Annotated in this window: 21 protein-coding genes and 4 tRNA genes; 6 read left to right on the top strand and 19 right to left on the bottom strand. The window is 58.9% G+C overall.

Going from position 1 to position 25,278, the window contains the following annotated elements; all coding sequences use genetic code 11:
* Positions 1-10: 10 nt before the first annotated feature.
* Genes hemC through hemY form a run of 4 tightly spaced genes read left to right on the top strand, consistent with a single transcriptional unit; the run spans position 11 to position 4,036 of the window.
* The gene (gene hemC, locus ACSBQV_RS19930) at positions 11-952 is read left to right on the top strand and encodes a hydroxymethylbilane synthase (RefSeq protein ID WP_117187653.1); all 942 of its coding nucleotides are present in this window, start codon (positions 11-13) and stop codon (positions 950-952) included.
* A complete protein-coding gene (gene hemD / locus ACSBQV_RS19925) occupies positions 949-1,689 on the top strand; it encodes a uroporphyrinogen-III synthase (RefSeq protein ID WP_033645028.1) in 741 nt (246 codons plus the stop codon). The genes hemC and hemD overlap by 4 nt, the downstream gene beginning before the upstream one ends.
* A gap of 22 nt (positions 1,690-1,711) precedes the next feature.
* Positions 1,712-2,836: a uroporphyrinogen-III C-methyltransferase gene (gene hemX / locus ACSBQV_RS19920; protein WP_033645029.1), complete on the top strand. Its 1,125-nt coding sequence runs from the start codon at positions 1,712-1,714 to the stop codon at positions 2,834-2,836.
* Positions 2,837-2,839: 3 nt separating this feature from the next.
* Complete coding sequence (gene hemY, locus ACSBQV_RS19915) at positions 2,840-4,036, top strand: protoheme IX biogenesis protein HemY (protein ID WP_033645031.1); 1,197 nt, start codon at positions 2,840-2,842, stop codon at positions 4,034-4,036.
* 705 nt (positions 4,037-4,741) lie between these two features.
* On the opposite strand, the gene ACSBQV_RS19910 is transcribed toward hemY, so the two are convergent.
* The 19 genes from ACSBQV_RS19910 to trxA all read right to left on the bottom strand — a co-directional run bounded on the left by ACSBQV_RS19910 (position 4,742) and on the right by trxA (position 22,353).
* A tRNA-Pro gene (locus tag ACSBQV_RS19910) sits at positions 4,742-4,818 on the bottom strand.
* Positions 4,819-4,892: 74 nt separating this feature from the next.
* A tRNA-Leu gene (locus tag ACSBQV_RS19905) sits at positions 4,893-4,979 on the bottom strand.
* Between the two features lie 42 nt (positions 4,980-5,021).
* Positions 5,022-5,097: transfer RNA gene (locus ACSBQV_RS19900), tRNA-His, on the bottom strand.
* 63 nt (positions 5,098-5,160) lie between these two features.
* Positions 5,161-5,237, bottom strand: a tRNA-Arg gene (locus tag ACSBQV_RS19895).
* Positions 5,238-5,372: 135 nt separating this feature from the next.
* The gene (gene thrP / locus ACSBQV_RS19890) at positions 5,373-6,776 is read right to left on the bottom strand and encodes a bifunctional threonine/serine APC transporter ThrP (RefSeq protein WP_004934226.1); all 1,404 of its coding nucleotides are present in this window, start codon (positions 6,774-6,776) and stop codon (positions 5,373-5,375) included.
* Positions 6,777-7,141: 365 nt separating this feature from the next.
* Entirely contained in the window at positions 7,142-7,882 is a 741-nt protein-coding gene (gene wecG, locus ACSBQV_RS19885) for a lipopolysaccharide N-acetylmannosaminouronosyltransferase (protein WP_033631482.1), read from the bottom strand.
* 14 nt (positions 7,883-7,896) lie between these two features.
* Entirely contained in the window at positions 7,897-9,264 is a 1,368-nt protein-coding gene (wzyE, locus tag ACSBQV_RS19880) for an ECA oligosaccharide polymerase (RefSeq protein WP_033631481.1), read from the bottom strand.
* A complete protein-coding gene (locus ACSBQV_RS19875; protein ID WP_099782463.1) occupies positions 9,261-10,346 on the bottom strand; it encodes a TDP-N-acetylfucosamine:lipid II N-acetylfucosaminyltransferase in 1,086 nt (361 codons plus the stop codon). Before ACSBQV_RS19875 ends, wzyE begins: the two co-directional genes overlap by 4 nt.
* A complete protein-coding gene (gene wzxE / locus ACSBQV_RS19870) occupies positions 10,343-11,593 on the bottom strand; it encodes a lipid III flippase WzxE (RefSeq protein ID WP_033645036.1) in 1,251 nt (416 codons plus the stop codon). Before wzxE ends, ACSBQV_RS19875 begins: the two co-directional genes overlap by 4 nt.
* A 1-nt stretch (position 11,594) precedes the next feature.
* Positions 11,595-12,725: a dTDP-4-amino-4,6-dideoxygalactose transaminase gene (gene rffA / locus ACSBQV_RS19865; protein WP_033652432.1), complete on the bottom strand. Its 1,131-nt coding sequence runs from the start codon at positions 12,723-12,725 to the stop codon at positions 11,595-11,597.
* Positions 12,712-13,440: a dTDP-4-amino-4,6-dideoxy-D-galactose acyltransferase gene (gene rffC, locus ACSBQV_RS19860; protein WP_042783442.1), complete on the bottom strand. Its 729-nt coding sequence runs from the start codon at positions 13,438-13,440 to the stop codon at positions 12,712-12,714. Before rffC ends, rffA begins: the two co-directional genes overlap by 14 nt.
* Positions 13,418-14,299, bottom strand: a complete 882-nt coding sequence (gene rfbA / locus ACSBQV_RS19855; RefSeq protein WP_042783441.1) for a glucose-1-phosphate thymidylyltransferase RfbA — start codon at positions 14,297-14,299, stop codon at positions 13,418-13,420. Before rfbA ends, rffC begins: the two co-directional genes overlap by 23 nt.
* 49 nt (positions 14,300-14,348) lie before the next feature.
* Positions 14,349-15,416, bottom strand: a complete 1,068-nt coding sequence (gene rffG, locus ACSBQV_RS19850) for a dTDP-glucose 4,6-dehydratase (RefSeq protein ID WP_033652435.1) — start codon at positions 15,414-15,416, stop codon at positions 14,349-14,351.
* Positions 15,413-16,675: a UDP-N-acetyl-D-mannosamine dehydrogenase gene (gene wecC, locus ACSBQV_RS19845; RefSeq protein WP_033652436.1), complete on the bottom strand. Its 1,263-nt coding sequence runs from the start codon at positions 16,673-16,675 to the stop codon at positions 15,413-15,415. Before wecC ends, rffG begins: the two co-directional genes overlap by 4 nt.
* Positions 16,672-17,802, bottom strand: a complete 1,131-nt coding sequence (gene wecB / locus ACSBQV_RS19840) for a non-hydrolyzing UDP-N-acetylglucosamine 2-epimerase (protein WP_004934198.1) — start codon at positions 17,800-17,802, stop codon at positions 16,672-16,674. Before wecB ends, wecC begins: the two co-directional genes overlap by 4 nt.
* 87 nt (positions 17,803-17,889) lie before the next feature.
* Positions 17,890-18,945 (bottom strand): ECA polysaccharide chain length modulation protein, encoded by a 1,056-nt coding sequence (gene wzzE / locus ACSBQV_RS19835; RefSeq protein ID WP_033652438.1) that lies wholly within the window; start codon positions 18,943-18,945, stop codon positions 17,890-17,892.
* 27 nt (positions 18,946-18,972) lie between these two features.
* On the bottom strand, positions 18,973-20,070 hold the full coding sequence (wecA, locus tag ACSBQV_RS19830; RefSeq protein WP_025160399.1) for a UDP-N-acetylglucosamine--undecaprenyl-phosphate N-acetylglucosaminephosphotransferase: 1,098 nt from the start codon (positions 20,068-20,070) through the stop codon (positions 18,973-18,975).
* A 296-nt stretch (positions 20,071-20,366) separates the two neighbouring features.
* Positions 20,367-21,626: a transcription termination factor Rho gene (rho, locus tag ACSBQV_RS19825; protein WP_004934188.1), complete on the bottom strand. Its 1,260-nt coding sequence runs from the start codon at positions 21,624-21,626 to the stop codon at positions 20,367-20,369.
* Positions 21,627-22,026: 400 nt separating this feature from the next.
* Positions 22,027-22,353 (bottom strand): thioredoxin TrxA, encoded by a 327-nt coding sequence (gene trxA, locus ACSBQV_RS19820; protein WP_004934187.1) that lies wholly within the window; start codon positions 22,351-22,353, stop codon positions 22,027-22,029.
* A 131-nt stretch (positions 22,354-22,484) separates the two neighbouring features.
* On the opposite strand from trxA, the gene rhlB reads away from it, so the two are divergent.
* Together rhlB and ppx are read left to right on the top strand one after the other, a co-directional pair.
* Complete coding sequence (gene rhlB, locus ACSBQV_RS19815) at positions 22,485-23,771, top strand: ATP-dependent RNA helicase RhlB (protein ID WP_033645045.1); 1,287 nt, start codon at positions 22,485-22,487, stop codon at positions 23,769-23,771.
* Positions 23,772-23,776: 5 nt separating this feature from the next.
* Entirely contained in the window at positions 23,777-25,273 is a 1,497-nt protein-coding gene (gene ppx / locus ACSBQV_RS19810; RefSeq protein ID WP_099782464.1) for an exopolyphosphatase, read from the top strand.
* Positions 25,274-25,278: the final 5 nt, after the last annotated feature.

Here is a 25,278-nt window from a genome sequence, read left to right as displayed (position 1 = left end):
GGTAACAAGCATGTTAGACAAAATTATTCGAATTGCCACCCGACAAAGCCCGCTTGCACTTTGGCAAGCACATTATGTGCAGCAACGTCTGATGGCCTGCCATCCCGGCCTGCAGGTCGAGTTGGTGCCGATGGTCACCCGCGGCGACGTTATTCTGGATACGCCGTTGGCGAAAGTCGGCGGTAAAGGCCTGTTTGTTAAAGAACTCGAGCTCGCGCTGCTGGAAGGCCGCGCCGACATCGCCGTGCATTCGATGAAAGACGTGCCGGTCGATTTCCCTGCCGGGCTCGGTTTGACCACCATTTGCGAACGCGAAGATCCGCGCGACGCTTTTGTTTCCAATCGTTTCGCCTCGCTCGATCAGCTGCCGCTGGGCAGCGTGGTCGGCACCTCCAGCCTGCGCCGTCAGTGCCAGCTGCGTGAACGCCGCCCGGATCTTGTCGTGCGTGACCTGCGCGGTAACGTCGGCACTCGCCTGGCCAAGCTGGACAACGGCGACTACGACGCGATTATCCTGGCGGTGGCCGGCCTGAAGCGTTTAGGCCTGGAGCAACGCATCCGCAGCCCGCTGAGCGCCGAAGAGTGCCTGCCGGCGGTCGGCCAGGGTGCAGTCGGCATTGAATGCCGTCTCGACGACAGCGTCACCCGCGCGCTGCTGGCGCCGCTGAACCATGCGGCCACCGAAACCCGCGTGCGCGCCGAGCGGGCGATGAACACCCGCCTGGAAGGCGGCTGCCAGGTGCCGATCGGCAGCTATGCCGAACTGGATGGCGACAGCCTGTGGCTGCGCGCCCTGGTCGGCGCGCCGGACGGCAGCCAGATGGTGCGCGGCGAACGCCGCGGCCCGGCCGCCCAGGCCGAACGGATGGGCGTTGAGCTGGCGGAAGAGTTGCTGGCGCGCGGCGCGCGCGAGATCCTGCGCGAGGTTTATCAGGGAAATCCGCCGGCATGACGATCCTGGTAACCCGCCCATCGCCTTCGGGGGAGCTGTTAGTGAGCCGGCTGCGCGCACTCGGTCGGGTTGCCTATCATGCACCGCTGATCGACTTCGCGCCGGGCGGCGATCTGCCGAAGCTGCCGCAGGCGTTGCAGCAGCTTAGCGCCGGCGATCTGGTGTTCGTGCTGTCGCAACATTCAGTGAGTTATGCCGATTCGGTTATCGGCCGCGCCGGGCTGAGCTGGCCCGCTCACCTGGCTTATTACGCCATCGGCCGCACCACCGGGCTGGCGCTGCACCGCATCAGCAGTTTGCCGGTGGAATACCCGCGCGAACGCGAGATCAGCGAAACGCTGCTGTTGCTGCCGGCGCTGCAAAAATTGGCGGGCAAACGCGCGCTGATTTTACGCGGCAACGGCGGCCGCGAACTGTTGGGGTCGACGCTGAGCGAGCGCGGCGCCGACGTCAGCTATTATGAATGTTATCAACGCAGCCCGGTGCACTACGACGGCAGCGAGCAAAGCGCCCACTGGCAGCGCGCCGGTGTGGATACGCTGGTGGTGACCAGCGGTGAAATGTTACAACAGCTCTATACTTTAGTTCCTGATTACTATCGTTCTTCATGGCTGCTGCGTTGCCGCCTGGTAGTAGTGAGCGAACGCCTGGCTACCCTCGCCCGGGAATTGGGCTGGCGTACGATTCGGGTAGCTGACAACGCCGATAATGACGCGCTGATCCGCGCGCTACAATAATCTGACTATGGGATGTGCCACTATGACGGAACAAAATACCCCAGCCGCCCCGGTTGAAGAACCCACCACCGCGGTTGAGAGCTCCCAGCAGCCAGCCGCTGCCAGCCGCAAAGGCAAGAACACCGGCCCGGTGCTCGGCGCGATCGCTATCGTGCTGGTCATCGCCCTCGGCGCGGGCGGTTATTACCATACGCATAAGCAGGCACAACAGCTGATCGCCGCCAATCAGGCGCTGCAGCAGCAGCTTGACGGCGTGAAGCAGAGCCAGCAGCAGGAAAGAAATGCGCTGGAAGGCTTGTTGCAACAACAGGGTAAAACCCTGGACGCCGCCGATCGCGAGCAGGCGAACCTGGCGCGCCAACTGAGCGAGCTGCAGGAAAAAGTGGCGACCATCTCCGGCAGCGACGCCAAAACCTGGCTGCTGGCGCAGGCCGATTTCCTGGTGAAAATGGCCGGCCGCAAGCTATGGAGCGATCAGGACGTGACCAGCGCCGCCGCGCTGCTGAAAAGCGCCGACGCCAGCCTGGCGGACATGAACGATCCGAGCCTGCTCGACGTGCGCCGCGCCATTACCGAAGACATCAGCACGCTTTCTACGCTGACCCAGGTCGATTACGACGGCATCATCCTCAAGGTCAATCAGCTGTCCAATCAGGTGGATAACCTGCGCCTGGCCGATAACGACACCGACGAAGCGCCGATGGATCAAAACAGCAGCGAGCTCTCCGGCTCGATCGGCGAATGGCGGCAGAACCTGGCCAAGAGCTGGCGCAATTTCATGGCCGACTTCATCACCATCCGCCGTCGCGATACCAGCGCCGAACCGCTGCTGGCCCCGAATCAGGACATCTACCTGCGCGAAAACATCCGTTCACGCCTGCTGGTGGCCGCACAGGCCATTCCGCGTCACCAGAACGAGACCTACAAGCAATCGCTGGAAACCGTCTCCACCTGGGTGCGCGCCTATTTCGACACCACCGACCCGGCGACCAAGGCCTTCCTTGAAGAGCTGGACAGCCTGAGCCAACAGTCGATCTCGATGGACGTGCCGGATCAGCTGAAAAGCCAGCCGCTGCTCGAAAAAGTGATGCAGACCCGGGTGCGCAACCTGATGACCCAGTCCCCTGCCGCTCATCAGGAGGGTTAAGCCATGTTACGCGTGCTATTTCTGTTCCTGGTGGTGATCGCCAGCGTGGTGCTCGGGCCGATGTTGGCCGGGCATCAGGGCTATGTGCTGATCCAGACCGATAACTACAATATTGAAACCAGCGTCACCGGCCTGGTGATCATGCTGGTGCTGCTGTTCGTGGTGCTGCTGGCGATCGAGTGGATCCTGCGCCGCATCTTCCGTACCGGCGCCCGCACGCGCGGTTGGTTTATCGGCCGCAAGCGCACCCGCGCGCGTCAGCAAACCAAAGCCGCGCTGATCAAACTGGCGGAGGGCGACTACAAGCAGGTTGAAAAACTGATGACGCGCAACGCCGATCACGCCGAACAGCCGGTGGTGAACTATCTGCTGGCCGCCGAGGCTGCGCAGCAACGCGGCGATGACTTCCGCACCAACCAATATCTGGAGCGCGCCGCCGAAGCCGCCGATACCGATCAGCTGCCGGTGGATATCACCCGGGTTCGCATCCAGCTGGCGCAGGGCGAGAACCACGCCGCGCGCCACGGCGTCGATCGCCTGCTGAACCAGGCGCCGCGCCATCCGGAAGTGTTGCGCCTGGCGGAACAAGCCTATCTGCGCACCGGCGCCTATGCATCGCTGCTGGAAGTGCTGCCGTCGATGCGTAAAATCGAACTGCACAGCGAAGAGCAGCTGCAGGCGTTGCAGCAACAGGCTTACATCGGGCTGATGAATCAGGCGATGGCGGACGAAGGCAGCGAAGGCCTGAAGCGCTGGTGGAAAGATCAGAGCCGCAAGACGCGTCACGAAGTGCCGCTGCAAATTGCGATGGTGGAGCACCTGATCGAATGCAACGACCACGAACTGGCACAGGAGATTGTGCTCGACGGCCTGAAACGCCAATATGACGAGCGCCTGGTGCTGTTGCTGCCACGGCTGAAGTCCGGCAACCCCGAGCAGCTTGAGAAAGCGCTGCGTCAGCAGATGAAGCAGCACGGCGCGACGCCGCTGTTGAACAGCACGCTGGGGCAGTTGCTGATGAAGCACGGCGAGTGGCAGCAGGCGGCCGACGCCTTCCGCGAAGCGCTGAAACAGCGTCCGGACGCCTACGATTACGCCTGGCTGGCCGATACGCTGGAGAAACTGCATCGTTCGGATGAAGCGGCGCAGATGCGGCGTGAAGGACTGATGTTGACGCTGAAACAGAACGGCGGCGAATAACGGCCCGCCCGGCAGAGAAAGCGTGGCCTCGGTGCCGCGCTTTTTTTTGCCCGTTAGCTTGCTGAAGCGCAAAAAAAAACACTTGCCGCATGGCAAGTGTATAAAGAAGCAATCAGGTCTAGGACAACAGGGGCGGTGCCTCACTCAACGTTTTGCCCTGAGCGTGATGACGGGTTAGTCATCGTTCTCGTGGGCGATAGGCACCCTAAATCGGCTCTGCGTCATTCCCAGGGTTTATGAAGCCTAAGGCGAACATAAGAAATGGAATGAGCATCTACGCTGTAGGTATTGCACTTGGCGTGCCAACTTTCAGATTCAGGTAAGTCGCCATAAAAAATAGCATTCAATTGATTGAAAATATTGAATTTTTATTTACACCTAACTTTCTCTCAGCATGCCGTCCCCTGTCGTTCTTTACCCACGGCCGATCTGACGCTGTCGCCGCAAAACGACGACTTAAGCCAAAGCTACTTTTAATGTTTAAAATCAATGGATTATTTGTCTCAAACTGGCGACAACGTCGAACCACATTGTCGCTGAAAACCTACACACGTGCCGGTTGAGACAAAATGCCAATGTTCAGATACGCAAAAACCCGTGCAATGCTGCACGGGTTGGTCGCTATGCGTTTCGTCGCGGCGGGAAGGACTTACCCTCATAAACGGCGGACGTAAAAAAACCGACTTGCGTCGGTTTCTTTGAAAGTGGTCGGCGAGAGAGGATTCGAACCTCCGACCCACTGGTCCCAAACCAGTTGCGCTACCAAGCTGCGCTACTCGCCGATTTGTGTTGCTCATACTACCCGATTTATCAGACCGTTGTCCATATAAATCTTATATTTATCAGATATTTTGCGTGGTGCGAAGAGAGGGACTTGAACCCTCACGTCCGTAAGAACACTAACACCTGAAGCTAGCGCGTCTACCAATTCCGCCACCTTCGCACTGTCACAAAATACTGCTAAATCTTCACTTCGCTTAGGAAGTGGGGTGGCTAATGGGACTCGAACCCACGACAACTGGAATCACAATCCAGGGCTCTACCAACTGAGCTATAGCCACCATTACTACTTCTTCTTACTCACGCGGTAATATTACCACCGCAGCTCCTGCGCACAAACTTAATGGCGCGCCCGACAGGATTCGAACCTGAGACCTCTGCCTCCGGAGGGCAGCGCTCTATCCAGCTGAGCTACGGGCGCGTAGCGCCGTTGCGGGAGGGGATACTACGGATTTACGCCAATCCTGTCTAGTGCTTTTTCGCAGAAATGTTGCGTTTGATTACGCTTTGCTCACTCCTGCGCAGGAAAGCGCACTCCGTAGCCCCTTTTCATCGTTTATTGCCGCGTTTCTACCCGATTTTCAGCCGGATGATGTTTCTTATGCATGCCGAAAGCGAAGTAGCACAGGCTGACGCCCGCTAAGAAAATCGCCCCGACCAGCAGGGAAATTCGCGTATCCGGGTTGATTCCCATGCCGACCAGCACGCAAACCAGAAAAGCGATGGTCAGATAGTTCACATACGGGAACATGATCGACTTAAAGCTGTGGTTTTTGATCGCTTCTTTGTGCGCACGGCGGAAATAGAGCTGACTTATCAGCACCACGAACCACGGCACCATGCCCGGCAACACGCTGGCGCTGTAGACATAGACGAACACCTGCTCCGGATTAGGGATGATGTAGTTCAGCGCGGAGCCCACCAACAGGCAGCCGATGGTGACGGCGATGCAGTTGACCGGCACGCCGCTGGCGGAAAGCTTGGTCAGCGCCGCCGGCAGTTGGCGATTCTTGGCCAGGGCGTACAGCATGCGGCCGCCGCTGTACATGCCGCTGTTGCAACCGGAAAGCGCGGCGGTCAGTACCACGAAGTTAATGATGCCGGCAGCGGCGACGATGCCGATCTTGGCGAAGGTCAGCACGAACGGGCTGCCGGTAGTGCCGATGCCATTCCACGGGAAGATGGTCACGATGACGAAGATCGCGCCAACATAGAAGATCAGGATGCGCCACAGGATATTGTTGATCGCGCGTTTCAGCGTCACCTGCGGGTTTTTGGCTTCCCCGGCGGTAATGCCCACCAGCTCAACCCCCTGATAGGACGCCACCACGATGCACAGCGCAAACAGGAAGCCCTTCCAGCCGCCGGCAAAGAAGCCGCCGTGCGCCGTCAGATTGGCGAAACCGATAGGTTCACCGCCGTTGCCGAAACCGAAGAAGATCACCCCCAGCCCCACCAGAATCATCACGATGATGGTGGTGACCTTGATCATGGCGAACCAGAACTCCAGCTCACCGTACAGGCGCACCGCCGCCAGGTTGGCCAGCGCCACCATCGCCACGGCGATCAGCGCGGGGACCCACTGCGGTATTTCCGGGAACCAGAACTGCACGTACACCCCGATGGCGGTGATCTCCGAAATGCCGACGGCGATCCACATAAACCAGTACCCCCAGGCGGTGAGGTAGCCGAAATAGGGATTCATGTATTTATGCGCATAAACGGCGAACGACCCGGCGACCGGCTCGAGGAACAGCATCTCCCCCATCGAACGCATAATGAAGAACACGAACAGCCCGGCGATGATGTAAGCCAGCAGTACCGACGGCCCGGCCCATTTCAGCGTACTGGCCGATCCCATAAACAGGCCGACACCAATGGTGCCCCCGAGAGCGATAAGCTCGATGTGCCGGGCCTCAAGGCCTCGGTGTAGCCCTTGCGGTTTCTCTTTGTGTGCCATAAATCCTCAATAATTTTTCTCGGGTTGTGTTTGCCTGCCGGCCGCTGCCGGTCGTTATTGTCATTTTTAAAAGAATAAATCATCCCCTGCCGTTCGGGTTGGCATCAACGGGTAGTCGGAGCGAAGTTACCGTGAGAAGAACATCGTTCAGCGCTGTCGCATCAGGCTTCAGCGGCCAGGGATAATTTCCGGGCGGTATCGTTTCGCATTTCGTCGCTATAAGCAAACCGCAATTTAAAACTTTATGGAATAAATGCGGCGACGTTTAGGGCTGAGGGTTATAGATATGCGGGAGAAATAGGCAAAAGCAGATTATTGGTACAGCAGACCGGGGCGAACCGACACATTCCACCCCGGATAAGCGATTACATTTTGCCGCTGTAGTAGTAGCCGACAAACTTCAACAGCTTCAGCTGCCGGCCGATGCGGCTGGGCTGGCTGAGCAGGCGGTAAAGCCACTCCAGACCGAGGTTCTGCCACACCTTGGGCGCACGCTTCACATGGCCGGTAAACACGTCGTAGGTGCCGCCCACGCCCATATACAGCGCCTGCGGATGCACCTTGCGGCAGTCGCGCATCAGGATCTCCTGCTTCGGCGATCCCATCGCCACCGTCACGATGGCGGCGCCGCTGGCGCGAATACGCTCGAATAGCGCCTCTCGCTGCTCCGGTTTGAAATAGCCGTCCTGGCTGCCCACCAGGTTAACGTTCCACTGGCTGCGCAGCTTCCGTTCGGTTTCCGCCAGCACCTCCGGCTTGCCGCCGATCAGAAAGACCGGCGTGCCTTCACGGCCGGCGCGCTGCATCAAGGCTTCCCAAAGATCGGCGCCCGCGACGCGCGAAACGTCCGCCGCCGGGTATTTGCGGCGAATCGAGCGCACCATGCTGATGCCGTCGGCGTACTTGTACTCCGCTTCATCCAGCAACGCATGCAGCGCCGGGTCCTCTTCCGCCTTCAGGATCTTTTCCGCATTCATGGCCACCAACGTGCCCTGTTTGACCCGGCCGCCGTCGAACAGAAAGTCCATGCAGTGCGCCATATCGCGAAAGCCCCACAGGCTGAAACCGCGCAGCTCATACTGCGGCACCGAAATCTTTGTTTCCATCGTCGTCATTACCCTTACAAAAGACCGTCCGCCCGTGGGGGAGAGGCCAGCGCGCGGGCGCGCGTCACTCTGGCCTTGATGAGCCCGGCGGTATCGAACAGCCAATACAGCAACTTCGCCAGCACCAGACAGGCGCCGAAAATAATGCAGAAGAACACCACGCGCGAAACGAATGAGTCCACCCCTTCGCGCGCCAATACAATCATGTTGAACACCGCACCGAAGCAGAATCCTTGCAGGATAGCCGCCTTATAGCGGTTCGGTTCGGTTTTGCCCAACTCATACAGCCAGTCGAACCACTTGATGATCATGCCCACCAGAATCGCGCCGAGCGGGATGAACAGCGCGCCGCCCATCACCACCAGCGAACCGATCAGCGTCGGGGATATCGCCAGCCCGGAGTGGTTGTTCAGCACTTCCCAGGTAAAATAGTTGGCCGAGTTCAGCACCACGTCCGGCCGGCCCGGCCATAGCCACGTTGGGATAAAGACGTAGAAATCACGCAGGATCGGCGCCAGGCCCTGGAAATCGATCTTGTCGTAATTTTGCAGCAGCAGCGCCAGATTTTCCCACGGCGAGAAAGTGTCTCGGGTCAGATAGAGGAAGGTATAAAACGCTTCCGCGCCGCTGACGTCCAGGCTGTAGCGCTTCAACGCCAGCCAGAACATGCCGACCACGCCGAATATGCCGGCCGCCGCCAACATCCACAGCGTGATCCAGCCGCGCACGATGCCGATAAACAGGAACAGCGCGAAGGCGATGATGATATTCGCGCGGGTGCCGCCGACGATGACGTAGGTCAAAATGCCGAACGCCACCGTCGCCACCAGGAACAAGAACCAGGCGCGCAGATCCTGCCGCAGGAAATAGACCACCAGCATCGCCGGAATGAAGAAGTAGAAGAACCGTTTGAGCGCCACGCCGGACACGTCGCTGGAGAAGATCTGGCTGTAGGAATTGAGCTTGAACAGCAGGAAGCCGTTCTGCATGAAGAAGATACCCACGGTCCCGATCGCCACCAGCGCCAGCAGCACCCAGGTCATATGGGTTTCCACCCGGTTCATGGTGAACAGCGCCGCGCGCGGCTGAGAGCGGCGCTTGCGCAGCCGGGTCTTGTAGGTGACGTAATAGATGGCGTAAAACGCCGTCGCCGACAGCAAGGCGTACAGCAGAAACTCCACCGGCACCACCTCGACGTCAAACTGAAACACCAGCAGACAGGTCAGCGGGAAGCCGAAATAAAACGTCAGCAAATACAGCAGCGAGAAGAAGACGTTGAAGTTAAAGCGCACGCGCCGAAACTCCTGGTAGGTCAGCGTCAGAATAAACGTCAGGCTGACCAGGTAGACGACGAACAGACCGCCGAATTGCGCCAACGTCATGAGTGCTCTCCCGCCGCCAGCGCCAGGGCTTGCTGCCAGCCATCGACATAGTTCGGATTAAAGAAGGCGATCGTCTGCTTATCCACCGCCGCCAGCTGACGCTGCGCTTCGCGCACCACCGCCTCGTCGAGCGAGTCGCCGTAGAACAGCACCGGCAGGTGCTGTTCCGCCAAATCCTGCCAGAACGGGTTCTGCCGACTGAGCACGAAAGGCACGCCAAACTGAATCAGCAGACACAGGGTGCCTATCCCCTGCTGGCGATTGAAAATGAAATAACCCAGATCGCAGGCGCGCAGGATGTTGAGGTAGTCCTCAAACGCCACCTGCTGCGTGAGCAGCTGCAGGTTTTTCTCGCCAAACAGCGGCAACCCGGCGGCGCGCACCTGCTCGATGTAGGCGTCGTTATTGGCCGGATAGCCCATCGGCAGAATCACGCGCACGTCGGCGCCGAACTGCTGATGTATCGCCTGCAGCGCTTCGATATGCCGGTTGCTGCGATCGCCGGAGTTGCCCACCAGAATCGTCATCGGCCCGGCCAGATTTTTCTCGACGTGAACGTCGGTCAGCGCCGGATCCATCCGCGTCGGGAAGTACAACAGCGAGGCCGGCACCCGCGCATGGCGCTGCTGATAGTGGATCACGTCGCCGCGGGTGGCGAACACGTTCCCCACTCGCCCCTGAGCAATGCGGCGCAGCAGGTAAAACAGCCGAAACTTCCAGCTGGTGGCGTCTTCATACAGATCGGCACCCCAAATATGCCAACTGACCTGATGCGCCTTGATCTTGCCGCTCAGCAGCGCCAGCCACAGCCCCGGGTTAAACTGACCGTGCAGGAAGAAGCGCGCATCGCGATCGGCCTGGGCGCGGGCGATCACCGCCGCCGCCAGGCTCTTCTTGTCGGCGTAAGGCTCAATGTTCAGGGCGGGGAAATCCCCCAGTGCCGCCACATCCTTGGCCGCCACCATAAAATGCCGCGTCTGCTCAGCCGGCAAACGCGGCGCCAGCACGTCGTTGAAGAAGCGCAGCACCGTCTGGTTATGATGCGGGATATCGGATCCCAGAACGTGAATCAGTATGGTCATACTCGTCTACGATAAATAAGAAACACGCAGCTACAGAGCGCGAAATACACGATGTAGGTTGCCATATAGGCCTGAGCCGCCCCCAGCGCGCCGCGCAGCGGGATCAGCCAGTGCGAGAACAGCGTCAGCAGCAGAAACTGGCTGACTTCCGTCAGGATATAAAAGCGCAGCGACGCTTTGGCGATCACGAGATAGCCGAACACATAGGCCCCGACTTTCAGCACGTCGCCCACCAGCTGCCAGGCAAACAGATCGCGCATGGCGACGAACTTGTCCGAGAACAGCAGCCAGATGGCGAAATCACGCAGCAACCACACCGTAAAGCTCGCCGCCGCTACCGCCGGCAGCACGAATTTCAGCGAGCGCACGATCTCCCGCGAGATAGCGCCCTTGTCCGTCAACCGCGACAGCGTCGGCAGCAGATAGACGGTAAACGAGGCGGTGATAAACTGCAGATAGGCATCGGAAATGCTGCTGACGCCTTGCCAGATCCCCACTTCATCCCAACCGTAATGCGCGGCCAACAGGTTACGCATCATCACGTAAGCCACCGGCAGCGTCACCGAGGTGATCAACGCCATGAGGGTGAATTTGCCGAGATTGCCGGCCACCCCTTTGTCCCAGCGCGGAGCCAGGTAGCGCAGCGGCAACGTTTTGCGCCGCCACAGCATCAGCCCGGCCGGCAGCACCACCAACGCCGGCACCAACGCCAGCCCTGCCAGCGCGCCTTCATAGCCGCCCAGCTTGAAGCACAGATAATAAGCCACCACGCCGATCAGGCTACCGCCGATCACCGCCAACGCGTTGCCCATCGCGTCGCGATAGCCTTTCAGCACCGCCATGAACAGGTTGGCGTAAGCGATGCCCATCTGAATGAAGGCGACGGCGCGCACCACGCCGACGTAATCGGCATGCCCGAACAGCCCGATGCTGATCGGCTCGGCGGCGAACAAAAACACCAGCGCCAGCAAGGTCGAAAAGCCCAGCACGATGCTCGACGCGGTGCCGACCGCCAGACGCAGACGCTGCGAGTCCTGGTGGTACTCCGCCACGTATTTGGTGATGCCGTTAAAAATGCCCGCGCCGGACAGCACGCCCAGCACGGTGATCAACTGGCGAAAGTTACCCGCCTGCCCCACGCCGCTGGGGCCAAACGCCACCGCCAGCAGTTTCACCACCAATAGCCCCACGCCAATTTTGATCAGCGTGGAGCCGGCGGTCCATATCGATGCTTTTGCCAACGACATATCAGGCGAAGAAGCTCAGTATGCTATTGATAACCGTACGTTGATTGGCATCGGACAGATTGTAGAACAGCGGCAAACGCACCAGACGCGCACTTTCCTGGCTGGTATAGCGATCTTCACCGGCAAAGCGGCCAAACTGTTCGCCGGCCGGGCACGCATGCAGCGGGATATAGTGAAACACCGTCATGATCTCGGCTTCTTTCAAATAGTCGATAAATGCGGTGCGCTCTTCGATATCGCGCAGCTTGATATAGAACATGTGCGCATTGTGCTCGCAGTCCGCCGGCACAGTCGGCAGCTCGATACGGCCGGCCTGCGCTAACGGCAGGAAACTGTCGTAGTACTTCTGCCACAGCGACAGGCGGCGCTGATTGATGCGCTCCGCCACTTCCAGTTGCCCCCACAGGTAGGCGGCCTGCAGGTCAGACATCAAGTAGCTGGAGCCGATGTCGCGCCAGGTATATTTGTCGACCTGGCCACGGAAGAACTGGCTGCGGTTGGTGCCTTTCTCGCGGATGACTTCCGCCCGATCGATCAGGGCCGGATCGTTCACCAGCGTCGCGCCGCCTTCGCCGCCGGCGGTATAGTTTTTGGTTTCATGGAAGCTGAAGCAGCCGATATGGCCGATGGTGCCCAATGCCTTGCCTTTGTAGGTCGACATCACGCCCTGCGCGGCGTCTTCCACCACGAACAGGTTATATTTCTTCGCCAGCGCCATGATGGTATCCATCTCGCAGGCGACGCCGGCGTAGTGTACCGGCACGATCGCGCGGGTTTTATCGGTAATCGCCGCTTCGATTTTGGTTTCGTCGATGTTCATGGTGTCCGGACGCAGATCGACGAATACCACTTTGGCGCCGCGCAGCACAAAGGCGTTGGCGGTTGAAACGAAGGTAAAGCTCGGCATGATCACTTCGTCGCCCGGCTGAATATCCAGCAGGATGGCGGCCATTTCCAACGACGCGGTGCAGGAAGGCGTCAACAGCACTTTTGCGCTGCCGAAATGCTGTTCCATCCACTGCTGGCAGCGACGGGTAAAACCGCCGTCGCCGCACAACTTGCCGCTGCTCATCGCAGCCTGCATATATTCCAGTTCAGTGCCAACAACCGGTGGAGCGTTAAATGGAATCATGTCTACCTCTGTATAACCAATACGCGGTGCTTTCAATCACGGCACCCTGTCGTTGATAGAGTCTTAATGCGGCGATATTGCCTACCTGGGTCGCGACCCGCAGGCGCTGCATCCCCTGCCGCCGGCATTCGGCCAGCGCCGCCGCCATCAGTCTGGAGCCAATGCCCCGGCCTGATGCGCCGGGATAGGCCGCCAGCAAGCCGATACGCATTTCCTGGTCGCCAATGTCACGCAGGCTGACAAATCCTTCGGGTTGCCCCTGGTTGTCCAATACCAGCAAGCATTGATGATCAAAGGTGCCCAGCACCGCTTTTTCGATCCAGGCCGCATAGAATCGCCCGCTATCGGCGCGATCGTACCACGGTGCGCGAAATCGGCTGGCGGCGAACACGTCACCGGCGGCAGCCCGCAACGACGGGATGTCCTCGGGTACGGCCATCCGCACCCCGGCCGCAGCGGTATCGACCGTCTCCCGTCCAGTTGCAATGTTCACTGCCAGGTCCACTTCGCCTTCGACCAGCCGGAAGCCCAGCGCCGACAGCGCATCGGCCCACTCCAATCGGTAAGCGGGGATTTTAGCCTGCACCAACGCATAAGCATCCAAATCAGCGTGGCTGACGGGGGCCGCAGAGTCGTCGAAATGTAACTTGGCGCTTTTCAATTGGAAGAAGTCGCTCTCCCAATTCAGCGGTTCAATACTGGCGTGGACGCGCATGCAATAAATCCAGTAAGTATTTGCCGTAACCTGTCTTGGCCAGCGTCTGAGCCGCGCGTTTCACGCCCTCATCATCCAGCCAGCCATTGCGCCAGGCGATCTCTTCAAGACAGGCGATTTTAAAGCCCTGACGTTTCTCGACCGTCTGCACGAAGCTGCTGGCTTCCAGCAGGCTGTCGTGAGTGCCGGTATCCAGCCAGGCAAAACCGCGCCCCAGCAGCTCGACGGTCAGTTCTCCGCGCTCCAGATACATCTGGTTGATGCTGGTGATCTCCAGCTCACCCCGAGGTGACGGTTTGATCTGCTTGGCGAACTCCACAACCTGAGCATCATAGAAATACAACCCGGTCACCGCCCAGTTAGACTTCGGTTTAACCGGCTTTTCTTCGATCGATAATGCCCGATAGCGGTCATCGAATTCCACTACGCCAAAACGCTCGGGATCCATCACCTGATAGCCAAATACCGTGGCGCCGGCGGTGCGCGCCGCAACGCTTCTCAGCTTGGGACTGAATCCCTGGCCAAAGTAAATATTATCGCCCAACACCAGGCAGCTCGGCTCGCCGGCCAAGAATTCTTCGCCAATCAGAAATGCCTGAGCCAGGCCATCGGGGCTAGGCTGCTCGGCATAGCTGAGATTGATGCCAAACGCTTCGCCGCTGCCCAACAAACGCTTGAAAGAAGGCAGATCTTCCGGCGTGGAGATAATCAGAATGTCTTTGATCCCCGCCAGCATCAGCACCGACAGCGGGTAATAGATCATCGGTTTATCGTAAATCGGCAACAGCTGCTTCGATACGCCGCGGGTAATTGGATGCAGACGCGTCCCGGAACCCCCTGCCAGCACAATACCTTTCATACTTGCTCCCAAATCCGCCGCACCGCGCACAGGCCGCACGGCGTGACATTCAATCGGACAGCCCCAAACGCTCGCCGGCATAAGAACCGTCTTGCACCCGGCGCCACCAGACTTCGTTATTCAGGTACCAAACCACGGTTTTGCGAATGCCACTTTCGAACGTTTCCTGCGGCTGCCAGCCCAGTTCACGGTCGATCTTGCCGGCGTCGATGGCGTAACGCATGTCGTGGCCCGGGCGATCCTTAACGTAAGTGATCAGATCGCGGTAGTGCGCCACGCCCTGTGGTTTGTTTGGCGCCAGTTCTTCCAGCAGGTCACAGATGGTCTGCACCACTTCGATATTCTTGCGCTCGTTATGGCCACCGATATTGTAAGTTTCGCCCACCACACCTTCGGTCACCACCTGATAGAGCGCGCGCGCGTGATCCTCGACATACAGCCAGTCGCGCACCTGCGCGCCGTTGCCGTATACCGGCAGCGGTTTACCGGCGACGGCATTCAGGATAACCAGCGGGATCAGCTTCTCCGGGAAGTGATAAGGGCCGTAGTTGTTCGAACAGTTGGTGACGAGGGTCGGCAAACCATAGGTGCGCAGCCAAGCGCGCACCAGATGATCGCTCGACGCCTTGGAGGCGGAATACGGGCTGCTCGGCGCATAGGGCGTGGTTTCGGTGAACAAATCGTCAGTGCCGTGCAGATCGCCGTACACTTCGTCGGTGGAGATATGATGGAAGCGGAAAGCCTGCTTCTTCTCCGCCGCCAACGGCTGCCAGTAATGGCGCGCCGCTTCCAGCAGGGTGTAAGTGCCGACCACATTGGTCTCGATAAACGCCGCCGGGCCGTCGATAGAGCGATCGACGTGACTTTCCGCCGCCAGGTGCATCACCACGTCCGGTTGATAACGGGCAAACACCCGATCCAACCCGGCTCGATCGCAGATGTCGATCTGCTCGAAGGCATAACGATCGCTGTCGGCTACTACCGCCAGCGACTCCAGGTTACCGGCATAGGTCAGCTTATCCACTACCACCACGCTGTCGCCGGTGGCCTCGATGATATGCCGCACGACCGCAGAGCCGATAAATCCGGCGCCGCCGGTGACTAAGATACGCTTCAACGCCAAACTCCCTTGGTATCCACCACCCAGCTTTGCTTAATCTCTTCCGGCCGAATGGCCTTGAACTGCTGATGATCGACCAACATCACGATCACATCGGCCTGTTGCAACGCCTCCGCGATTGGCGTCAACGTCACATGGCCCGCCAGCGAAGTCGGCAACTGTTCGACGTTCGGTTCCACCGCCAGCGTTTCACCGACGTGCCATTCGGCGATCAGGTGGGCCACTTCCACCGCCGGGCTTTCGCGCAGATCGTCGATATTCGGCTTGAAGGCCAGGCCGAAGCAGGCGATTTTCACCTCTGACGCCCGCTTGTCGGTGGCGGCCAGGCAATCGGCCACCGCCGCTTTCACCCGGTCGACCACCCACAACGGTTTGCCGTCGTTCACCAGACGTGCGGTATGGATCAAGCGCGCCTGCTGCGGGTTCTGCGCCACGATAAACCACGGATCGACGGCGATGCAGTGGCCGCCGACGCCTGGGCCAGGCTGCAGAATGTTCACCCGCGGGTGACGGTTCGCCAGGCGAATCAGTTCCCAGACGTTGATCCCCTGTTCGGCGCAAATCAGCGACAGTTCGTTAGCAAAGGCGATGTTAACATCGCGGAAGCTGTTTTCCGTCAGCTTGCACATCTCGGCAGTGCGTGAGTTGGTGACCACGCATTCCCCCTCGAGGAAAATCTTGTACAGCTCGCTGGCGCGCGCCGAGCACTTCGGCGTCATGCCGCCGATCACGCGATCGTTTTGAATCAGCTCCACCATCACCTGCCCCGGCAACACGCGCTCCGGGCAATAGGCGATATTCACGTCCGCCGCTTCGCCCGCTTGTTGCGGAAAGCTGAGATCGCTGCGCGCCTGCGCCAACCATTCCGCCATCTGTTCAGTGGCGCCCACCGGCGAGGTGGACTCAAGGATCACCAGATCGCCTTTTTTCAGCACCGGTGCCAGCGATTTCGCCGCCGCCTCGACATAGGCCAGATCCGGCTCATGGTCGCCCTTGAACGGCGTAGGCACCGCGATCAGGAACGCATCGGCCGCCAGCGGTTTGGTCACCGCCTGCAGGAAACCGCCGTCGACGGCATCCTTGACCACTTTATCCAGATCCGGTTCGACGATGTGGATAGCACCGCGATTAATGGTATCTACCGCATGTTGGTTAACATCTACGCCCACCACTTTTTTCTTGCGGGAAGCAAACGCCGCCGCCGTTGGCAAGCCGATATAACCCAGGCCGATAACCGAAATAGTGTCAAAACTCATAGTGTCACCTGATGATTCTTTAAAGCTTCGAGGATACGCTGACAGGCATGCCCGTCGCCGTATGGGTTGTGCGCCCGGCTCATCGCGTGATATTCGCTTTCGTCCGTCAACAGCCGGGTCACCGCTTCAACAATTTTGGCCACATCGGTGCCGACCAGGCGCACCGTGCCCGCATCTACCGCCTCCGGGCGCTCGGTGGTGTCGCGCATCACCAGCACCGGCTTGCCTAACGAGGGCGCCTCTTCCTGAATGCCGCCGGAGTCGGTGAGGATCATGTAAGCGTGGGTCATCAGATAGACAAACGGCAAATAATCCTGCGGCTCGATCAGCATGACGTTGTCGATGCCTTTCAAAATGCGATTCACCGGCTCGCTGACATTCGGATTGAGATGCACCGGGTACACCACCTGCACTTCCGGGTGGCTGCGGGCGATCTCCGCCAGCGCGCTGCAAATCCGCTCAAAACCGCCGCCAAAGCTTTCCCGGCGATGGCCGGTGACCAGAATCAGTTTTTTGTCGGCATCGAGGAACGGGTAACGCTGCGCCAGGCTGGCGCGCAGCGCAGCATCGCTCATCACGCGATCGCGCACCCAGAACAACGCGTCGATCACCGTATTGCCGGTCACGAAAATGCGGTTGTCCGGCAGCAGCTCGCGCAGCAGATTTTGGCGCGAGTTCTCGGTCGGCGCGAAGTGGTACATAGCCAGATGGCCGGTCAGTTTGCGGTTGGCCTCTTCCGGCCAGGGAGAATACAGATTGCCGGTACGCAGCCCGGCTTCGACATGCCCAACGGGGATGCGTTGATAGAACGCCGCCAGGCTGGTCGCCAGCGTGGTGGTGGTATCGCCGTGCACCAGCACCACGTCCGGTTTGAAGTCTTCCAGCACCCCTTTCAGCCCTTCCAGGATACGACAGGTGATTTCCGTTAGCCCCTGGCCGGGTTTCATGATGTTCAGGTCGTAATCCGGCGTGATCTCGAACAACCGCAATACCTGATCCAACATCTCACGATGCTGTGCCGTTACGCAGACTCTTGCTTCAAAGGCCTCATCCTGGGCCAGTGCATGTACCAGCGGCGCCATTTTAATGGCTTCAGGTCTGGTGCCGAAAACAGTCAACACTTTCACAGCGAATCTCTTTTGGTCGGTTAATCGCAGGCCCCGCCTGCGAATGGGGCGCTCACGCGCCCTGCATCAGATTATTATATTATTTTTTTAACTACGCGGCCGACGCGCCAAGGCCACACCGGCGCCAACCAACGCGCCCATCGCGCCCCACAAAATCAGCCAGAAGACCCGGCGTGGGCTGTCGCGTTTTACCGGCTCTTCCGGCGTGCGCAAATAGCGATAGGTCTGGAACTTCTCATCCAACGTCGGGCCAACGTTCAGCGTCGCCAGCATTGCGCGGTTCTGATCGTAATCCAGATCGTAGGTCGGGCCGGAGGCCTGCAGGCCTTCCAGACGCGCCTGCAGCATTGGCCGGCCCAGCAAGAACAGATCCGAATCCGGCAACTGTTCGGCCGGAGTGTCGGTTTGCGTACGGCTGATCCCCTGGCTCTCGGCAATTTTCAACGCCTGTTGCGTGGTGTTCAGCTCGCGCTTGTAAACCGACTCCGCGACCGCTTCCTGACGCTTGACCTGTGCTTTCATCGAGGTGGTGCGAGCGGCCCACGCGCCCTGGATCTCTTCGTTCAGGTGCAGGGCTGCGCGGTGGCTGGCGAAGGCCACGTATTGGCGCAGCAGGCGGTTGGCGTCCGCGGCGGTTTCCGCCGTCAGCTTCACGCCGTCGTTCGGGACTTTTTTGTCGTCGCGCGGCGTGAACAGGATGTTATTGATCAGCTCGTCGAGCAATGCCGCATCGGCACGGGCATCCCCTTCCTGACGCTGTTTGTAGTAATCGCTCTGCAGCCAGAAGTCGCGACGCGTGTCGTAAGCCGCGAGCTGCATGATGAATTCATTGTACGCTTCATCCGCGATGCTCGGCTGATCGCCGGCCGCCGCCGCCGGCAGCGTGCGCACATCCAGATTGCGCAGGAACTGCTGCTGGGAGTAATAACCGCCCAACGCATTCACCGTCGGCCTGTCGGTGATCGCGGTGGCGCTCCACTCTTGCTTAACCAGGTAAGAAACGATCAGCGCGACCGCCGCGAACAGCACCGCAATGCCGATAATCCACGGTTTGCCGCGCCACAGGGTGCAGCACAGGCCGCGGATATCGAGTTCGTTATCCACCGCCGGGGTATGCTTGTCAGACGTTGTTTCTGGATTCATCACAGCCAAAAAGCCTCTGGTCTCTGGTTAAGGTACTTGCTTGTTATCGCCCGAACGCCGCAGCCGGCGCTTGATACGCTTAATGTACCGCGCAACCCGCCAGGCGCGCTTGATGCAGTAACCGTACAGGAAGAAGGCAAGCAAGAATAATGCCAACATAACCCACTCAGGGATAAAAGTCAGGCGTTCGCCGATCACGCCCACCGCAGCCAGCAACGCGGCCGCCAGGGTGATCAGCACGAAAGCCTGCCGCGGCGTAAAGCCGGCGCGCATGATCAGGTGGTGAATATGTTGACGATCGGGAGAGAAGGGACTCATCCCCTTGCGTAAACGACGATACATGATTGCTATCATGTCCATCAGCGGAATAGCGATGATCCACAGCGCGGTCACCGGGTTGATCGAGTGCGCCTTTCCCTGTGAACTTTGCAGCAGCAGCCAAATGGCGGTAAAGCCGATCAGGGTGCTGCCGGCATCTCCCATAAACACCTTATAACGGCGGCCGAGGATGCCGAGATTGAGCAAAATATAGGGAACGATAGTGGCGATCATCGCAAAGCACCAGAACGCCAGCTCATGATGGCCGCTCAGGTACAGCAGCAGGCCCAGCGCCCCGAAGGAGACGCACGACAAACCGCCCAGCAGACCATCGATGCCGTCGACCATATTGAAAGCGTTGATCGCCGCCCATACCGCGAACAGCGTCACCAGATAGCCGAACGGCCCCAGCAGCATCTCCCAGTCACCCAGCACATGGCCGAAGCTGCGCAGATACAGACCGGCGAACACCATCATGGCGATGCCGACCAGCGCCTGCACCAGGGCGCGAATTTTAACGCTGATATCGAAACGATCGTCGAGCGCCCCCACAAACACCAGAATACCGGCGCAGGTGAGATAAAGCTTGGCGTGTGCGATGGGTTGTTCAGAGATCCAAAACGCGAAGCACAACCCGGCATAAACGGAAATACCGCCGACCAGAGGAATCAGCCCCTGATGGCGTTTGCGATAATTGGGTTTATCTACCAGACCAATACGTTTTGCCGCCTTGCGGGCAACAAAGAGAAAAGCCAAAGAAAACAGGAAAACAAATAGAATTTCAGTACTCATAGTGAGTAAGTTCACAGTTAACAGATCTCTGTAGAAGATAAGGCAGCTTACCACGGGCTAAGGCTTGTGCCATCGGCCCCCGCTACCTTTCGGTCATTTCCTATGACAACGGTGATTCATGCCTATTTTCTTCGCATCGACTGACAAAATGACAGCAGCAAAGCCGACCGGCGCGAAACCGACCGACAAACAAGATGAATTCTCAATAAGTCGAGGAAACAACTTACTTTTCCATTACTGCTACTTATCGTATCCGCCAAAAGCGAAAAACGCCACGACTAGGCGTGGCGTTCAGCGAATTTTTTAACGAATTATGAGCGTTTCATCATATCGAAGAATTCATCGTTGGTTTTAGTCATCGCCAACTTATTAATGAGGAACTCCATCGCGTCGATTTCACCCATCGGATGAATGATTTTGCGCAGGATCCACATTTTTTGCAGCTCTTCAGAGGTGGTGAGCAGCTCTTCTTTACGGGTACCGGAGCGGTTGTAATCGATAGCCGGGAATACGCGTTTCTCGGCGATTTTACGCGCCAGATGCAATTCCATGTTGCCGGTACCTTTAAATTCTTCGTAGATCACTTCGTCCATCTTCGAACCGGTATCAACCAGCGCGGTCGCGATGATGGTCAGGCTGCCGCCCTCTTCCACGTTACGCGCCGCACCGAAGAAGCGCTTCGGACGATGCAGGGCGTTGGCGTCCACACCACCGGTCAGCACCTTGCCCGAAGCCGGCACCACGGTGTTGTAGGCGCGCGCCAGACGGGTGATGGAGTCGAGCAGAATGATCACGTCTTTTTTGTGCTCAACCAGGCGCTTGGCCTTCTCGATCACCATTTCGGCCACTTGCACGTGACGCGAAGCCGGCTCGTCGAAGGTCGATGCGATCACTTCGCCTTTCACCAGGCGCTGCATCTCGGTCACTTCTTCCGGACGTTCGTCGATCAGCAGCACCATCAGCACGCAGTCTGGGTGATTGTAGGCGATGCTCTGCGCGATGTTCTGCAGCAGCATGGTTTTACCGGCTTTCGGCGGTGCCACGATCAGGCCACGCTGGCCGCGGCCAATTGGCGCCGCCAGATCCAGTACGCGCGCCGTCAAGTCTTCGGTCGAGCCGTTGCCGCGCTCCATCCGCAGACGGGAATTGGCGTGCAGCGGCGTCAAGTTCTCGAACAGGATCTTGCTGCGGGCGTTTTCCGGCTTGTCGTAGTTGACTTCGTTGACTTTCAGCAGGGCAAAATAGCGTTCGCCTTCTTTTGGCGGACGAATCTTACCGGAAATGGTGTCACCTGTGCGGAGGTTGAAGCGGCGGATTTGGCTAGGGGATACGTAGATGTCGTCGGGACCGGCGAGGTAGGAACTGTCTCCAGAGCGGAGGAAACCGAATCCATCCTGCAATATCTCGAGCACGCCGTCGCCGAAGATATCTTCTCCGCTTTTCGCATGTTGCTTCAGAATGGAGAAGATGATGTCCTGCTTGCGCATGCGGGCAAGGTTTTCCAGCCCCATATTTTCGCCGAGAGTAATCAGCTCAGAAACCGGCGTATTCTTTAATTCGGTAAGATTCATAGTGGTGGGTTCTTAAACTCGGGGTATGTCTCGAACTTGTATCGTGAATGGTATGGCAGCGAGATGCGTGCCTGTTTACTGGACGTTCGATCACCGGGCGCAGAGCCGTCGCGGTAAGAAATGGCTTACATCGGGCGCACGCATTGACGGTTGAAGATCGAAGGTACCTTAAAAATGATTTTTGCAAAACCGTTTGATTGCCAAAACACGGGTTGAGTTCAGTTTACTTTCAACGCCGGTGGTTCGACACAGAGTATAGCTTTAGATTCAAACTCTTTAGATTTAAAACTTCGGGCAAGTTCTATATGCAGTGTGGTTAAACTTAACACGCTTCTTGGCAGGCGTCTAGCGGTGAATTGAACATCACCGCCAGGCGCCTGATACTGGGCTTCCCGCCCGATTACAGATTCGCGTTCAGGAAATCTTTGAGCTGACCTTTGGACAACGCGCCAACCTTGGTCGCGGCCACTTCACCGTTCTTGAACAGCAACAGCGTAGGGATGCCACGGATACCGTACTTAGGCGCGGTAGCCGGGTTCTGATCGATATTCAGCTTGGTGATGGTCAGTTTGCCTTCGAACTCTTCGGCAATCTCATCCAGAATCGGAGCAATCATCTTGCACGGCCCACACCATTCAGCCCAGAAATCGACCAGGATCGGCCCTTCCGCTTTCAGCACGTCAGCTTCGAAGCTGCTGTCAGTCAGGTGAATAATTTTATCGCTCATGTTCTACTCCACAGGATTATGTCTACCTTGTTGGTGTAGCATTAACCAACTCAAGGTGATTTTATTGCACCGCGTTTATTTCAACGGATGTGCTTTCGTAAAGCAATAGTTAGCTGATATTCTACCACACTATGAGCAAAACACACTTGACCGAACAGAAGTTTTCCGACTTCGCCCTGCACCCGTTAGTCCTTGAAGCCCTTGAGAAAAAAGGGTTTCACAATTGCACGCCCATCCAGGCGTTAGCATTGCCGCTCACGCTCTCCGGGCGTGACGTTGCAGGTCAGGCGCAAACCGGTACCGGAAAGACGCTGGCGTTTTTGGCGTCTACTTTTCACTATTTGCTGACCCACCCGGCGAAACAGGATCGCCAGACCAATCAGCCGCGCGCCTTGATCATGGCGCCTACGCGTGAACTGGCGGTGCAAATCCACTCCGATGCGGAAGCCCTCTCCCAGAGCACCGGCCTGAAGCTGGGCCTGGCCTACGGCGGCGACGGCTACGACAAACAGCTGAAAGTGCTGGAAAGCGGCGTGGACATTCTGATTGGCACCACCGGCCGTTTAATCGATTACACCAAGCAGAACTATGTCGATCTCGGCGCGATGCAGGTCGTCGTGCTGGATGAAGCCGATCGCATGTACGATCTCGGCTTTATCAAAGACATCCGCTGGCTGTTCCGCCGCATGCCTGCGGCCGATCAACGCCTGAACATGCTGTTCTCCGCCACGCTGTCCTATCGCGTACGCGAACTGGCCTTCGAGCAGATGAACAACGCCGAATATGTTGAAGTGGAACCGGAACAGAAAACCGGCCACCGCATTAAAGAAGAGCTGTTCTACCCGTCCAACGAAGAAAAAATGCGTCTGCTGCAGACGCTGATCGAAGAAGAGTGGCCGGATCGCGCCATCATCTTCGCCAACACCAAGCACCGCTGCGAAGACATCTGGGGCCACCTGGCCGCCGACGGTCACCGCGTCGGCCTGCTGACCGGCGACGTGGCGCAGAAAAAACGCCTGCGCATCCTCGACGACTTCACCAAGGGCAATCTGGATATCCTGGTCGCCACCGACGTCGCCGCGCGCGGTCTGCACATTCCCGCCGTCACGCACGTCTTCAACTACGATCTGCCTGACGACTGCGAAGACTACGTGCACCGCATCGGTCGTACCGGCCGAGCAGGCGCCAGCGGCCACTCCATCAGCCTGGCTTGTGAAGAGTACGCGCTCAACCTGCCGGCGATCGAGACCTATATCGATCACAGCATTCCGGTGAGCAAGTACAACAGCGATGCGCTGCTGACCGATCTGCCGGCGCCGAAGCGCCTGTCGCGTCCGCGCGGCGGCAACGGCCCACGTCGCAACTCCGCGCCACGTCGCGGCGGCGCGCCGCGCAGCAACCGTAAACGCTCGAGCTGATCGCCATGCTCAGCTCCAGCACGCTTTATGCTGCCATCGATCTCGGCTCCAACAGCTTCCATATGTTGGTGGTGCGCGAGGTGGCCGGCAGCATTCAGACTCTGGCGCGGATAAAGCGCAAGGTGCGCCTGGCGGCCGGGCTGGATCAGCACAATCACCTGTCGCATGAGGCCATGCAACGCGGCTGGCAGTGCCTGCGGCTGTTCTCCGAACGCCTGCAGGACATCCCGCGCGAGCAGATCCGCGTCGTCGCCACCGCCACCTTGCGCCTGGCGTCCAACGCCGATGAGTTCCTGCAGGCCGCCGAGCAAATCCTCGGCTGCCCGGTGCAGGTCATCAGCGGCGAAGAAGAAGCGCGGCTGATTTATCATGGCGTCGCGCACACCACCGGCGGGCCGGATCGGCGGCTGGTCGTCGATATCGGCGGCGGCAGCACCGAACTGGTCACCGGCACCGGCGCACAGGCATCGCAGCTGTACAGCCTGTCGATGGGCTGCGTCACCTGGCTGGAGCGCTACTTCAGCGATCGCAACCTCGGGCAAGAAAACTTCGAGCGCGCCGAACAGGCCGCGCGCGAAATGGTGCGGCCGATCGCGCCGCAGCTGCGCCAGCACGGTTGGCAAATCTGCGTCGGCGCTTCCGGCACCGTACAAGCGCTGCAGGAAATCATGGTGGCGCAAGGCATGGATGAACGCATCACCCTGCCCAAGCTGCGCCAGTTGAAACAGCGGGCCATTCAGTGCGGCAAGCTGGAAGAGCTGGAGATCGAAGGGTTGACGCTGGAACGCGCGCTGGTCTTCCCGAGCGGCCTGTCCATTCTGCTGGCAATCTTCCAGGAGCTGGGCATCGAAAGCATGATGCTGGCCGGCGGGGCGCTGCGTGAAGGCCTGGTTTACGGCATGCTGCATCTGCCGGTGGAGCAGGATATTCGCATCCGCACCATCCGCAACCTGCAGCGTCGCTACCTGATCGACACCGAGCAGGCCGAGCGCGTCAGCCAGCTCGCCGCCAACTTCTCGCAGCAGGTCGCCAACGAGTGGCAGTTGGATGCGCGATGTCGCGAGCTGTTGCACAGCGCCAGCCTGATCCACGAACTCGGCCTCAGCGTCGATTTCAAGCAGGCGCCGCAACACGCCGCCTACCTGATCCGCCACCTGGACTTACCCGGCTTTACCCCCGCGCAGAAAAAACTGCTGGCCACCCTGCTGCAAAACCAGAGCAACACCCTCGACCTGTCGCTGTTGAACCAGCAAAACGCCCTGCCGCCGCGCACCGCGCAGCGTCTGTGCCGCATTTTGCGGCTGGCGATCATCTTCGCCAGCCGCCGCCGCGACGACACGCTGCCGGCGGTGCGTTTACGCGCCAATCAGGACGATGAACTGACGGTGATCTTGCCGCCGGGTTGGCTGGAGCAGCATCCGCTGCGCGCCGAGGCGCTGGAGCAGGAAAGCCACTGGCAGAGCTACGTCCACTGGACGCTACGATTGGAAGAACAACGTTGAAATAG

The organism is Serratia sp. B501 (assembly GCF_051172315.1).
Lineage (GTDB): Bacteria > Pseudomonadota > Gammaproteobacteria > Enterobacterales > Enterobacteriaceae > Serratia > Serratia ureilytica.
This window is presented reverse-complemented; position numbering and strand designations above follow the sequence as displayed.